This is a genomic window from Alteraurantiacibacter aquimixticola, assembly GCF_004965515.1.
GTDB lineage: Bacteria > Pseudomonadota > Alphaproteobacteria > Sphingomonadales > Sphingomonadaceae > Alteraurantiacibacter > Alteraurantiacibacter aquimixticola.
On sequence record NZ_SSHH01000004.1, the window covers coordinates 504,918 to 518,435 of the forward strand.

Sequence of the window (13,518 nt, forward strand, 5' to 3'; positions counted from 1 at the left end):
CGACTGGAGCCCATGGAGCTGCCCAAACCCTCGATCCCGCCCGAAATCAGCGCATGGTTCGCCGCGCGTGACTGGCGCATCCGCCGCCATCAGTCCGAAATGCTTGCCGCTTCGCAGGCCGGCCAGCACGCGATGCTGGTGGCCGATACGGGTGCAGGCAAAACGCTGGCGGGCTTCCTGCCCACATTGGCGGCCTTCTGCCCGTCCACGCTTGCAGGTGACGCGCCGCCAGAGGGCCTGCACACGCTCTACGTCTCGCCCCTGAAGGCGCTGGCGCATGACGTGCAGCGCAACCTCCTCACGCCGGTGGAGGAGATGGGCCTCGACCTCCGCATCGAAACGCGCAGCGGCGATACGCCGTCCGACCGCAAGAAGCGCCAGCGCAGCCGCCCGCCGCATGTGCTGCTGACCACGCCCGAAAGCCTCTCGCTGCTGCTCAGCTTCCCCGACAGTTTCGAGCTGTTCAAGGGGCTGAAACGCGTGGTGGTGGACGAGATCCATGCCTTCGCGACGCAGAAGCGCGGCGATATCCTCGCGCTTGCCCTTTCGCGGCTGCAGGCCATTGCGCCCGAACTCCAGCGCGTTGGCCTTTCCGCCACTGTCGCCTCCCCGGAGGCCTTCCGCGAGTGGCTCGCGCCATGGGGCGACATCGACAGCGTGGCGCTGGTCGAGGGCGAGAAGGGTGCGGAGCCCGAAGTCGAGATCCTGCTGCCGGAAGAAGAGCGCGTGCCCTGGGGCGGCCATGCGGCGACCTGGGCGATCCCGCAGCTCTATGAGCGTATCCGCGAGAACCGCACCACGCTGGTCTTCACCAATACGCGCTTCCTGGCCGAATATATCTTCCAGCAGCTATGGGATGCGAATGAGGACAATTTGCCGATCGGCATCCACCATGGCTCGCTGTCCAAGGAGGGGCGGCGCAAGGTGGAAGGCGCGATGGCGCGCGGCGAATTGCGGGCGCTGGTTTGTACCGCCAGCCTCGATCTCGGCGTGGACTGGGGCGATATCGACCTTGTGGTGCAGATGGGCGCGCCCAAGGGTTCCAGCCGCCTGTTGCAGCGCATCGGGCGCGCCAATCACCGTCTCGACCAGCCCAGCCGCGCGCTGCTCGTGCCCGGCAACCGTTTCGAATTCCTCGAAGCCATGGCAGCGAAGCAGGCGGTGGATGAGGGCAAGCGCGATGGCGAGGATTTCCGCCCCGGCACGCTCGACGTGCTGGCCCAGCATGTGATGGCTTGCGCCTGTGCCGCGCCGTTCGAGGAGAAGGCGCTGCTGGCCGAAGTGCGCTCAAGCCTCGCCTATAGCTGGGTGGACGAGGCGGTGTGGGAGCGCGTGCTCAATTTCGTCGCCACTGGCGGCTATGCGCTCAAGGCCTATGACAAGTTCAAGCGGATCACGCGCGACAGGGAAGGCGTGTGGCGGCTGACGCATCCCGAACAGGCGCAACGCCACCGGATGAATGCGGGGATCATCGTCGATAGCGAGATGCTCAATGTCCGCTTCCGCAACGGAAGATCGCTGGGCAAGGTGGAGGAGCGTTTCGCCGCCTCGCTCTCGCCCGGCGACACTTTCCAGTTCTCAGGCCTCAATCTCGAGGTCGAACAGCTGAAGGACATGGAGCTGGTGGTGCGCGCCAGCACCAAGGCGGCGATGATCCCCTCCTATGGCGGGTTGCGCCTGCCGCTGACCACGCACCTGGCCGATCGTGTGCGCGCGTTGCTGGTCGATCGGCCGGGCTGGGCAAGCTTTCCTGACGATGTGCGCGAGTGGCTGGAGGTGCAGGACTGGCGCAGCCAGCTGCCGGGGCCGGACAATTTGCTGGTCGAAAGCTTCCCGCATGGGGCGCGCGAATACACGGTCTATTACACCTTCACCGGGTGGAACGCGAACCAGTCGCTGGGCATGCTGATCACCAAGCGGATGGAGGATCTGGGCCTCATGCCCGGCGGCTTTGTCGCCAACGACTATTCGCTCGCGGTCTGGGGGCTGAAGCCGGTGGAGGACCCGGCGGCGCTGCTCTCGCCCACCATCCTGCAGGATGAATTTATCGACTGGGTGCAGGACAGCTACCTCCTGCGCCGTGCCTTTCGCGAAGTGGCGGTGATCGGCGGGCTCGTCGAACGGCAGCATCCCGGCAAGCGGAAGAGCGGCAAGCAGGTCACCTTCTCGACCGACCTTATCTATGACGTGCTGAAGAAATACGAGCCCGACCACGTGCTGATGGAAGCGGCCTGGGCCGATGCGCGCGCGAAGCTGACCGATATCGCGCGCCTCGCCGACTTGCTCGACACGGCGGCGGAGCGGATCGAACATGTGCAGTTGGAGCGGGTCAGCCCGCTTGCCGTTCCGGTGATGGTTATGATCGGTCGGGAGGCGGTGCCGCAGGGCGCGGCGGATGAGGAACTGCTGCTAGAGGCGGAGAGCCTGGCGGGTGCGGCGATGGAGGTGGACTTGCCGGGTGTGGTGGAGGACTAGCATCCAAGGCCGATAGATCAGGGGTCAGGCGCGGGTCACACTCCGCTTCCGGGTCGATTGGCAGGCCGGTCAGTGGGCTGGCGCCTTTGGGGAGCGACGCAGATGGGATCCTCGTCAATCGCAAGGGCCTCGGATGCTTGTCGAATTCGCGATGTCGGGACAGGCTCGCAAGGCAGAAGCGGTGGTCAGCCAGTCCCATCTGGACCACGATATTGAGCACCCGCAGGGAGAGCTCGTAGCCGGCATTGGCGTCTGACTCAAAGACAAGGGTTGGCTGGACCGGCTCCGCCTTGGTCTGCTCGATCGCACCTTCGGGCGTGACTCTGAGCACGTGAGAGGGGCGGTCGGCACTGCCTTCATCCATTCCGTCGAATGGGGACAGGTCCACCAGCAGCGCATGCGTGGGCGCGCGAGAGAAACTGAGCGCCATGCTTGCCAATATCACCGCAATAGCCGCCGCCACGAAGCCGAAATGGGCACAATGGATAAGGTCGCCGTTGTCAGGGGGTTCGGCTCGGTGGCGGCGTCTGGGGAAAGGCACGGGCGGTGGGCTTGGCCGTCAGTCGCGGCTGAAGTGGCGGTATTGCTCATTGCCGACGAAGGCGAATTTGCCCGTCCCGGCATCGTCGGCGAGGTTGATGACCTGGACTGCGTCATTGTAGCTTGTCAGCGCGTGGGGCTGGAAACGGATGACCGGTTCATTTTCCTGTTTCGCAGCCGCGCTCAGCTTTGCGCCCAGTTCCTCGCGCGTGACGGCTTCGCCATTCCAGAAGGCTTGTCCGCTCGCATTCATGGTTAGCGCGATTTGCGGGGAATCAGCGCCGCCTTTGGAGCCGGGGCCGGGCAGGTCGACTTCGAGGTTATGGGCGGCGATGGGGATGGTCATGATGATCATGATCAGGAGGACCAGCAGCACGTCGATCAGAGGGGTGGTGTTCATCTCGCTCATCGGCTTGTCGGCAGAGGCCTGGTAGGCGTTCACGCGATAGGCCGGGTAGGGGCGACGGAATGCTCTGGTCATGGAAACCTCTCCTTGCGGTGCGACGTGTGTTCTCAACTCCGGGCCTGTATCAAGATGTAACAGCATAACATCACATAGAAGGCGCGAGGTCAAGTTCTGCATGGCAGCAGGCAGGGATGTGGCGGAGGGGTTCCCGATCGCGGGCAAAGAAAAAGGGGCGGGAAAGCCCGCCCCTTGATCCTTTTGCCAACGCTTGCTCGCGTTGTGCTGCGGCTTATTCCTTGCCGAAGCTGCGATACTTCTCGTTGCCGACGAAGCCGAACTTGGTCACGCCCGAATTCTTGATGATATTCAGCACGCGTGCGGACAGCTCGTAGCTGGCCTGCGCTTCGGGTTCGAACTGCAGTTCGGGCTCGATTTCGAAAGCCAGCGTTTCCTGCAGGTTGCGCGTCAACTCGCCTTGGTTGATCGGCGTGGCGTTCCAGAGGATCTGGCCGCCCGGCGTAAGCACGATCTTGTTGACGATCGGATCGATCATGTCCGGCGGCGGCGGTTCATTGCTCGGCTGCGGAAGGTCGATGTTGATCGCATGGGTCGCAACGGGGATGGTGATGATGAACATGATGAGGAGCACGAGCATGACGTCGATCAACGGCGTCGTGTTCATTTCCATCATCGGCTCGCCATCGTCTTTGCCGCCTGACATTGCCATGGGTTAATACTCCTAAGTCTCTCTAGCCTGATGGGAACGGCGATCAGCCGTTCGGGTCCACCGGGTTCGAAATGAAGCCGACCGTGGGATAAGCAGCCTGCTGGACGACAAAGATCGTGCCAGCAACGCAGCGCCACGGAGTTTCCACGTCAGCACGGATGTGCACCTGCGGGATCAGCTCGGGTTGCGCCATGATGGCGTCCGGACCGCCGGCGCGCTGTACGATGTTGTCGAGGCGCTCGAACGCCTGGTCGTACAGCTCGCTTGAATCCACCAGCGTGGTGTTGTTGATGAACACGCGGCATTCGCCGTTGCGGGTCGCGCCTTCATAGGCGGTGTTGATCGTGCTGGGCGTGCGGCCTGCCGCGTCGGTCGTGGTGACCGTGATCAGCAGGTTTTCGACCTTGTCATCCGATTCGCGCGAAACGAGGATCGGGACTTGCAGCTCCTCAACGGTCTGGATGGCAACCGGAACCGCGATCAGGAAGATGATCAGCAGCACCAGCATCACGTCCACCAGCGGAGTGGTGTTGATCTCGGACATCGGCGTTTCGCCGCCGTCTCCACCAGTCGCTATGGCCATAGTTCTCGTCCTATCTCAAATTGATCTGCAATCGTGGCGGGCGCCGGTTGGCGCCCGCCGGGTTATTGCAGTCGTCCTCAGGCCTTCTTCGGAGCGGGCTTGGCCGCAGCCGGAGCCTTGGCCGGAGTGCGGGCAGCCTGGATCGTCGGCTTCACAGCGCCGTTGGAAGCGATGTTGGCCAGCAGTTCGGTCGAGAAGCCCGAGAGCATCGCGGCAATCTTCTTGTTGCGGCTCTGCAGGTAGTTGTAGGCGAACACGGCCGGCACGGCGACCAGCAGGCCGATGGCGGTCATGATCAGCGCCTCACCCACGGGGCCGGCGACCTTGTCGATCGATGCCGAACCGGCGATGCCGATGTTGATCAGCGCGCGGTAGATACCGATAACCGTACCCAGCAGGCCGACGAACGGAGCGGTTGCACCGGTCGTTGCCAGGAAGGGCAGGCCGCTTGCCAGCTTGGAGTTGATCGCAGCTTCCGAACGCGCCAGCGAACCGTGCAGCCAGTCATGGGCTTCCAGGCTATCGGACATGTTCTTGTGCTCGGCATCGGCGGACAGGGCATCGTCCACCAGCTGACGCCATGCGCTGTTCTTGTCGAACTTGGTGGCGCCTTCGGCCAGCGAGCTCGAACGCCAGAAGGCGGCACGGTTGTTCTGCAGCTGCTTGATCACCTTGCTCTGCTCGAAGAACTTGGTGAACAGGATGTAGAAGGAACCTACGGACTGGATCACGAGAACGGCCAGGATCGACCAGGCGACAGGGCCGCCCTGTTCCATGGCTTCCATGAAACCGAACTGACTCTGGGGAGCTTCGGTGCCGGCTGCGGCCAGAATATCAATAAGCATGCGGAAAATCCTCTCTAAGAGATCTTGAAAAGGCTGAAACTAGTTGAGGCGGTAAACGATGGACAGCGAGTCCCGGCCAGTGGTCGGGTTGCCGGCGGCATCGAGCGCGGGCTCATACCGTGCGTAACGCTCCATGGCCGAACATGCGCCCTCGTCGAGAACGGACTCGCCGCTCGATGATGTCACCGTGCAGGACTGCACCCTACCGTCAGTATCAACGACGACCGAGACGCCCACCGTGCCTTCTGTGCCACGACGAATCGCACGCTGGGGATAGCCTTCGTTCACGATGCGGGCTGCCCAGCGATTGTAGTTATCGCGTTGCGCACCGCGGGCCTGGGAAGGCGTCTGTGTCGGTGTCGGTGTTGGTGTTGCCCGAGGTACAACGAGCGGAACTTCTCGCTGCGGCGTGATCTGCGGCGTAACGCGGATCTGCGGCGGCGCCGGTGCAATGCTGATCGGCGGCGGCGGCGCAACGGGAGGCGGCGGGGCCACATCCTGTTCCGGCGGCGGCGGCGGTTCTTCCGTCGGTTCGGGTTCCGGCTCCTCGATATCCACGGTGGTCACACGCTGCACGACCTGCTTCACCGCCGAGATGGCGAGTCCGCTGATCAGTGCATAACCGATCGCAACGTGGATGAGGGCAACGATGATAATCGACGCCAGTCGACTACCGCTCATTTGTTGGTCAGCGTAAGCCATCCAGTCCCATCACTCCATTTCCATTCACCGGACCAGGTCCGGCCATCGCAGCATGATGCAAGCCAAGGTGACCTGCGTGCTACAGCGAAGATTTGCCCATCTGCGAAATGCAGATGGAAAGGGTTGTTTCCTGCAAACGTAACCCCAGTTGTCAGACCGACTGTTTATATTCTCGTCCATCGGTCCGTTCTCGGCGGGTCTTAACGACACCTAACGGCATGGGCAATCCGCTTTCTCGGTTCAGCCGTGATTCACCTGTCAAACCAACGTTAAAGCTCGTGAAGAGATCCGTTTTATGACAGTTTCACGGCTCAAAGACAGGAACGCGTGATGAGAATATACAGCCGAATCCCGCCTTGCGCGAATCTCGCCAGCCTTATCCCGGCGGCGTTGGCGATGGCCCTCGCGGTACCCGTTGCGGCGCAGCAGGCCGCCGTGGTGCCCGCCGCTCCGACCTATGTCGACCTGGTGGAACTCAGCCTGTCGTCAGGCGTGGTGCTGCGCGCCGAGATCGATGATCAGATCACCGTCCCGCCCGAGCGTGCACCCGGTGTCCGGCCGGGCCATGTGCGCCTCTACCTCGAGGCGGAGACGCAGGCGCTGCTGGCGGGATCTGGCCCGATCGGCGAATCGCTTGCTTTCCTGAGCGACCAGCCGCGCGAGGCCGATGGCGACGTGCCGAAGCTGAAGAAGCGGGTCTATCTTCTCTACGGCCGGCGGGTCGAAGGTCGGCCCGGAGAAATCCAGCTGATCGCACCCAATGCGATGCAGCCCTACAGCCCGGAGCTGGAGCAGCGCGCACGCGCGGTCCTCCGCCAGCTGGTCGAAGCCCCGCCGCCGCCGATTATCACCGGCGTGCGAGAGGTAATGTCGGTCCCCGGCAACCTCGTGGGCGAATCGGAAACGCAGATCTTCCTCGATACGCGCGATGGCGCGCCGGTCTCGCTCACCGTGCTCAGGCGACCGGGCATGGCGCCGCAATGGGGCGTGTCGTGGAGCGATATCGTCGACCAGTCGGCGCGTCCGCCCCAGCCGCAGACGCCGCAATGGTATGCATTGGCCTGTCACTTGCCGCAGGAACTGCCCGAAGAGTCTTTCCTCCAGAACGATCCGGCATCGCGCGCCCGCGCGCGTGACGACTATTCGATCGTCCTGGCAGAGATCGGGCCCTGCGCGCGCAGCATGTGACCCCCTTTCGCGAGCGAAGGCTCTAGCCAAGCGGGCGCGGGGCGATTAACGCCGCGCGCCTGATGGCTTCCACACGTTCCCGGGGGATTGAATGACCGCACCGCTTCGCATCGCACTGGCTGGCCTTGGCACTGTTGGCGCCGGGGTTATCCGCCTGCTGGAAGCCAATGGCGAGCTGATTGCCGCGCGCGCCGGGCGGCCGCTGCAGGTGGTGGCCGTCTGCGCGCGTGACCGCAGCAAGGATCGCGGCATCGACCTGTCCCCCTATGCCTGGGAAGACGACATGACCGCGCTCGCCGCGCGGGACGATGTCGATGCGGTGGTGGAGCTGGTCGGCGGATCGGACGGACCGGCCCTCGCGCTCGCCCGCAATGCACTGAATGGCGGCAAGCAACTGGTCACCGCCAACAAGGCGATGATCGCGCATCACGGCATGGAGCTGGCCGGGATCGCCGAAGCGAAAGGCGTGGCGCTGAAATATGAAGCCGCGGTCGCCGGCGGCATCCCGGTGATCAAGGGCATCGGTGAAGGCGCGGCGGCCAACCGGATCGAGCGGATCTTCGGCATCCTCAACGGCACCTGCAACTATATCCTCAGCGAAATGGAAGGTTCCGGCGCCGACTTCGCCGATGTGCTGAAGGACGCGCAGGAGCTGGGCTATGCCGAGGCCGACCCGACTTTCGATGTCGAGGGCGTCGACGCGGCGCACAAGCTGGCGATCCTGGCCGCCCTGTCCTTCGGCACGGCGGTCGATTTCGGCGCGGTTGATATTTCGGGCATCACCATGATCCGCGCCGCCGACATCGCGCAGGCCGATGCGCTGGGTCATGTCATCCGCCTGGTCGGCATTGCCGAACCGCAGGAGCAGGAAGGCGAGCGCCGCCTGTTCCAGCGCGTCGCGCCGGTGCTGGTGGCCAAGGACCATCCGCTCGCAGCAGTGGACGGTCCGACCAATGCCGTGGTGGCCGAAGGCAATTTCGTTGGCCGCCTGCTGTTCCAGGGCGCGGGCGCAGGCGACGGGCCGACTGCCAGTGCGGTGGTCGCCGACCTGATCGATATTGCGCGCGGCACCGTCTCGGCGCCCTTCTCGCTGCCGGTCTCCGCGCTGCAGAAGGTGGCGCCAGCCGATCCGGGCAGCCGAATCAGCCGCGCCTATATGCGCTTCACCGTTGCCGACCGCCCCGGCGTGCTGGCGGAGATTACCGCCGCCATGCGCGATGCGGGCGTCTCCATCGAAAGCATGATCCAGCACGGCCATCCGGAAGAGGATGGCGATGTGCTGGTCGCGATTGTGAGCCATCGCGGGCCGGAGAGCGCGGTCACAGCCGCGCTTGCCACGCTGGAAGGTTCGGACAGCCTGTCCGAACCGCCGCTGGTGATGCGCGTCATCGGCTAGATCGCCCGATCAGGGCCCGTAAACATCGTCATCGATCCCGCGCTGGGTTTCGAGGCCGAGATCGCTGCGATCGGGCGGCGGAGGCGGTGCTTCGGGCTGGGTCTCTACACCGACGCGGTTTTCGCGCGCTGCCGCGGCCTCCGCATCGGTCGGTCCGCCATAGAGCCGCGCGGCTTCCGATCCCTCGGGTGTTTCGGGGAAGAGTTCGAAATCGACCATGATCGCCGGGTCTGGCACGCTGCCAATGCCGCCTGAGCAGAAGGTATAAGCTTCGCATGGCTGAAGCAGGCCACCCGGATCCTGTGCACGCGGAGCGCCGCTGCCCGTCACTTCGCTGTCCGCGCGCGTCTGGCGCTCGAACATGTAGCGCTCCGGATCCTCGGACTCGCGGCACACCACGATCACGTCCGGATCGGGGTTCTCCACCGCGCAAGGATCGGGTTCGTCCTTGGCATTGGTGATCCAGACGTCCTGCGCATTGCTGAGTGCTTCTTCGGCGGTCAGCGGACGCTCGCCCTGTGCGCCTGCCTGTTGGGCCATGGCGGGCGTGGCGGCGATGGCAAGCATGCCTCCGACCACCGCCAACTGTCTCGACATCGCAATACCCCCGCCCTAAGCGCTAGCCACTTTCTGTCGCGTGAGTGAATTGCCCATGAATAGCAGTGCCAGCCAGTCCCGTGCCAAACAATCCACAGCTGCGCCCTCGGCGAACACCGAAGTGCTCGACCGCGCGCTGGTGATGGAGCTGGTGCGTGTGACAGAGGCGGGTGCTGTCGCCGCCGCCGCGCTGATCGGTCGCGGGGACGAGACCGCAGCGGACGAGGCGGCGGTCAAGGACATGCGCGAAGCCTTCGACCAGCTGCCGATCGACGGCACCGTCGTGATCGGCGAGGGCGAGCGTGACCATGCACCGATGCTTTATATCGGCGAGAAGCTGGGTGCGGCGCAGGATGGCGGGCCCGCCATCGATATCGCGGTCGACCCGCTGGAAGGCACCACCATCACCGCCAAGGCGGCCAGCGGCGCACTGGCGGTGCTGGCGGTCGCGCCGCAGGGGCAGCTGCTCAACGCGCCCGATATCTATATGGAGAAGATCGCTGTCGGGCCGGGTTATCCGGATGGCGTCGTCAGCCTCGATCGCACGGAAGAAGAAAACATCGCCGCCGTGGCGGAGGCCAAGGGGGTGGAGCCGTATGAGCTCATGGTCTGCGTGCTCGACCGCCCGCGCCATGCAGAGCTGATCGGCAAGCTGCGCCGGATCGGCTGCGGCATCCAGCTCATCCCCGACGGCGATATCGCCGGGGTGATTGCCACGACCGACCCCGACACCTCCATCGACCTCTATATGGGCTCCGGCGGTGCGCCTGAAGGCGTGCTGGCGGCGGCGGCGCTGCGCTGCGTCGGCGGGCAGTTCGAAGGCCGGCTGATCTTCCGTAACGAGGATGAGCGGCGCCGCGCGCATGAATGCGGCATCAGCGATTTCGACCGTATCTATGGGCTGGAAGACCTTGCCGGAGGGGACTGCATCTTCGCCGCCACCGGTGTGACCGATGGCCCGCTGCTCCATGGCGTCAAGCGGTTGCGCCGCCCCGGCATGGGCCCGGTGGTGACGACCGACAGCGTGGTGATGCGTGCGGCGACCGGCACGGTGCGCTGGATCAGCGGCGAGCATCGGGTCGATTGATCGAAGGGTGCGGCGAAGGGCGGGCTTTCAACAAGGCGCCCCAAGCCGCAGGTTGCAATCAGATGACGCTGGGCTAGACGCTCAAGGCAACGAATCCCTCCAGTCGCGCCACATAGGGGCCAACGCCATGAAGATCATGTCCGGCAATGCCAACCTGCCGCTTGCCCGGGCCATTGCCGCCTATCTCGAAGTCCCCCTCACCGATGCGAGCGTCCGCCGCTTCGCCGATGAGGAGATCTTCGTCGAGATCCACGAGAATGTGCGCGGCGAGGACGTGTTCCTGGTGCAGTCCACCAGCTTCCCGGCGAATGACAATCTCATGGAGCTGCTGATCTGCATCGATGCGCTGAAGCGTGCATCCGCCAACCGCATTACCGCCGTGGTTCCCTATTTCGGCTATGGCCGGCAGGACCGTAAGCCAGGGCCGCGCACGCCGATTTCCGCCAAGCTGGTCGCCAATCTCATCACCGAAGCGGGTGCCGACCGCGTGCTGGCGGTGGATTTGCACGCAGGGCAGATCCAGGGCTTCTTCGATATCCCGACCGACAACCTTTATGCCGCGCCCGTGATGGCTGCCGACATCCAGGCGCGCTATGGCGATGACGACCTGATGGTCGTTTCTCCCGACGTGGGCGGCGTGGTCCGCGCCCGCGCTCTTGCCAAGCGCCTCGACAACGCCCCGCTGGCCATCGTCGACAAGCGCCGCGAGCGTCCGGGCGAGAGCGAGGTGATGAACATCATCGGTGACGTGAAGGGCCGCAACTGCATCCTGATCGACGATATCATCGATTCGGGTGGGACACTGTGCAACGCCGCCGAAGCACTGCTGGCGCAGGGCGCGAAGAGCGTCGCCGCCTACATCACCCATGGCGTGCTGTCGGGCGGCGCGGTGGCGCGGATCGACAAGAGCTGCATGACCGAGCTGGTGATCACCGACACCATCCTGCCCACCGATGCGGCCAAGGAATCGGGCAAGATCCGCGTCCTGACCATCGCCCCGCTGGTAGGCGAGGCCGTGCGCCGCATTGCCGATGAAAGCTCGGTTTCGAGCCTGTTCGACTAGGCGCTAATCTGCCTTCTGCCAGGGACGGGGCTTGCCCGGGGTGAGCCTTTCCAGCAGCGCCAGGCGGCGCGATTGCCGGCTCTCCAGCGCCAGCGTCATAAGCGGCTGCGGCGTTTCCACGAATTGCCGCGGGGTCATGCCGAAAAGCCTGGAGAACTCATGCGTCATATGGCTCTGGTCATAATAGCGCAGGATCATCTCGTCCTCTTCCGCCATGTCGGAAACACCGCGCAAGGAGCTCGCCATATCGAGCGCGCGGGCGCGGCGCAGCACCTGCTTGGGCGTGACGCCGAAATCGCGCCGGCAATTGCGCTCCAGCTGGCGCAGGCTGATGCCGTTTTCCTCTGCAAAGTCGGCCACGCTGGCGGAGGGATCGGTCAGCGCGAGCCATTCCAGCCTGGCGGAAATGGCGTTCGGCTCCTTCGCCTTCGCCCCGCACAGGAAAGCGCGGGCGATCGTCTCCAGCGCCTTCAGCCAGTCTTCGGGAGCGCCCGTCGGATCGAGTGCGCCCAGCGCTGCCCCCACCGGCAGGCCGACTTCTTCGCACGGCACGATCCGGTCGACGAAGTCCGCCGCAGGCAATCCGGTAACCGAATGGCCTGTGCCGGGCTTCAGCGCTATTCCCACACTGGTGAAGCTGCCGCGCACGGTGATCGGCATGGCCTTGCTCTGCGGTCCGAAATAGAGCGCGCCGGTGGTGCCCGAGATATGCCCGTCGCGCGTCTGCGCCGACCAGTTGCCTTCCAGCTGGATGCGGATCATCGCCGTGTCGCTGAGGAGGCTGCAATTGAGCTCGTAATCGGGTGGCGCTTCGACCGAGGTCGCATAGAGCCAGCCGATCCAGGGTGCGAGGTCGGGCGCTGGCAGGCGATTGAGCGACAGGGGCTGCCCGTCTCGCGATACGCCCAGGCGCGGCGCCAACGCCGGATCTATTGCAGGTTTGCGGCGTCGCGCCATACCACGTGAATTCCAATAACAGCGGCCCCCAAACGCCGCCCGCGGGCTCGATAGCCTGCTTTCTGCCCGCGCGCAAAACTGCCACGCGCTTCATGGTTGACCTCGGGCGCGCTGTCGTTGATGCGCAAAGCCATGAATCTCGATGCCGATATCGCCCTTGCCCACCGCCTCGCCGATGCCGCGCGGGCGGAAATCCTGCCGCATTTCCGCCAGCAGCCCGAAACGGAAGCCAAGGAGGATGCGACCCCCGTCAGCGTGGCCGACCGCGCGGCGGAAGAGGCGATGCGCCGCATCCTCAAGGCCGAAGTCTCCGCCGATGGCGTGCATGGGGAGGAGATGGGGCTGGAGCAGGGCCGCAATTCGCGCCTCTGGGTGCTCGATCCGATCGACGGCACCACCGCCTTCCTCGCCGGCCGCCCGATCTTCGCCACGCTGATCGCGCTGGTGGTCGATGGCTTCCCGGTGCTCGGCATGATCGACCAGCCGGTGACCGGTGAGCGCTGGCTGGGCGTGATGGGGCAGGGCACCACTTTCAACGGCCAGCCCGTGACCACCCGCCGCTGCCGCGAGCTCGCGCAAGCCACCATCGCCACCACCGGCCCGCAATATTTCAGCCAGCAGGAAGGCGACATCTTCATGGCGCTCGCCAGCCAGACCGATCACAAGCGCATGGTGATGGGCGGCGATTGCTACAATTACGGCTGCCTTGCTTCGGGTCATATCGATATCGTGTGCGAGGCGGGCCTCAAACTGCACGATTTCGCCGCGCTAGTCCCCGTCGTGGAAGGCGCGGGCGGTACGATGAGCGACTGGAACGGCGAACCGCTGCATGCCGGCTCCGACGGGCGCGTGCTGGCGCTGGGCGACCCGGCGCGGCTGGAGGACGTGCTGGAAGCGATGGCGGCCGTTCATTCTCACGACCATTGATGCGAACGCTGTCCTGTGGACCGCC

13 protein-coding genes are annotated in these 13,518 nt (G+C 64.8%); 6 read left to right on the forward strand and 7 right to left on the reverse strand.

What is annotated here, in order from left to right; all coding sequences use genetic code 11:
• Positions 1-12: 12 nt before the first annotated feature.
• Positions 13-2,475 carry a ligase-associated DNA damage response DEXH box helicase gene (locus E5222_RS16180; RefSeq protein ID WP_136694817.1) on the forward strand — a complete coding sequence of 821 codons (2,463 nt, stop codon included), beginning with the start codon at positions 13-15 and terminating at the stop codon, positions 2,473-2,475.
• 559 nt (positions 2,476-3,034) lie between these two features.
• Here E5222_RS16180 and E5222_RS16185 read toward each other — a convergent pair.
• The 5 genes from E5222_RS16185 to E5222_RS16205 all read right to left on the reverse strand — a co-directional run bounded on the left by E5222_RS16185 (position 3,035) and on the right by E5222_RS16205 (position 6,278).
• Positions 3,035-3,496 (reverse strand): ExbD/TolR family protein, encoded by a 462-nt coding sequence (locus tag E5222_RS16185; protein ID WP_169053637.1) that lies wholly within the window; start codon positions 3,494-3,496, stop codon positions 3,035-3,037.
• A gap of 214 nt (positions 3,497-3,710) precedes the next feature.
• The gene (locus E5222_RS16190; RefSeq protein ID WP_136694819.1) at positions 3,711-4,148 is read right to left on the reverse strand and encodes an ExbD/TolR family protein; all 438 of its coding nucleotides are present in this window, start codon (positions 4,146-4,148) and stop codon (positions 3,711-3,713) included.
• A gap of 43 nt (positions 4,149-4,191) precedes the next feature.
• On the reverse strand, positions 4,192-4,731 hold the full coding sequence (locus tag E5222_RS16195) for an ExbD/TolR family protein (RefSeq protein ID WP_136694820.1): 540 nt from the start codon (positions 4,729-4,731) through the stop codon (positions 4,192-4,194).
• A 77-nt stretch (positions 4,732-4,808) separates the two neighbouring features.
• The gene (locus tag E5222_RS16200; protein WP_136694821.1) at positions 4,809-5,576 is read right to left on the reverse strand and encodes a MotA/TolQ/ExbB proton channel family protein; all 768 of its coding nucleotides are present in this window, start codon (positions 5,574-5,576) and stop codon (positions 4,809-4,811) included.
• Positions 5,577-5,615: 39 nt separating this feature from the next.
• Complete coding sequence (locus tag E5222_RS16205; RefSeq protein WP_136694822.1) at positions 5,616-6,278, reverse strand: energy transducer TonB; 663 nt, start codon at positions 6,276-6,278, stop codon at positions 5,616-5,618.
• Positions 6,279-6,674: 396 nt separating this feature from the next.
• On the opposite strand from E5222_RS16205, the gene E5222_RS16210 reads away from it, so the two are divergent.
• Positions 6,675-7,466 carry a hypothetical protein gene (locus E5222_RS16210; protein WP_136694892.1) on the forward strand — a complete coding sequence of 264 codons (792 nt, stop codon included), beginning with the start codon at positions 6,675-6,677 and terminating at the stop codon, positions 7,464-7,466.
• A 91-nt stretch (positions 7,467-7,557) separates the two neighbouring features.
• Complete coding sequence (locus E5222_RS16215; protein ID WP_136694823.1) at positions 7,558-8,862, forward strand: homoserine dehydrogenase; 1,305 nt, start codon at positions 7,558-7,560, stop codon at positions 8,860-8,862.
• A gap of 9 nt (positions 8,863-8,871) precedes the next feature.
• On the opposite strand, the gene E5222_RS16220 is transcribed toward E5222_RS16215, so the two are convergent.
• Positions 8,872-9,429: a hypothetical protein gene (locus E5222_RS16220; RefSeq protein ID WP_136694824.1), complete on the reverse strand. Its 558-nt coding sequence runs from the start codon at positions 9,427-9,429 to the stop codon at positions 8,872-8,874.
• Positions 9,430-9,514: 85 nt separating this feature from the next.
• Between E5222_RS16220 and glpX the strand changes: the two genes are divergently transcribed.
• Positions 9,515-10,546: a class II fructose-bisphosphatase gene (gene glpX, locus E5222_RS16225; protein WP_136694825.1), complete on the forward strand. Its 1,032-nt coding sequence runs from the start codon at positions 9,515-9,517 to the stop codon at positions 10,544-10,546.
• A 127-nt stretch (positions 10,547-10,673) separates the two neighbouring features.
• Positions 10,674-11,609, forward strand: a complete 936-nt coding sequence (locus E5222_RS16230; protein WP_136694826.1) for a ribose-phosphate pyrophosphokinase — start codon at positions 10,674-10,676, stop codon at positions 11,607-11,609.
• A 3-nt stretch (positions 11,610-11,612) separates the two neighbouring features.
• On the opposite strand, the gene E5222_RS16235 is transcribed toward E5222_RS16230, so the two are convergent.
• On the reverse strand, positions 11,613-12,530 hold the full coding sequence (locus E5222_RS16235) for a helix-turn-helix transcriptional regulator (RefSeq protein ID WP_246021837.1): 918 nt from the start codon (positions 12,528-12,530) through the stop codon (positions 11,613-11,615).
• Between the two features lie 168 nt (positions 12,531-12,698).
• Here E5222_RS16235 and E5222_RS16240 point away from each other — a divergent pair, with 168 nt between their 5' ends.
• Positions 12,699-13,493 carry an inositol monophosphatase family protein gene (locus E5222_RS16240; protein ID WP_136694828.1) on the forward strand — a complete coding sequence of 265 codons (795 nt, stop codon included), beginning with the start codon at positions 12,699-12,701 and terminating at the stop codon, positions 13,491-13,493.
• The last annotated feature ends 25 nt before the right edge of the window (positions 13,494-13,518 follow it).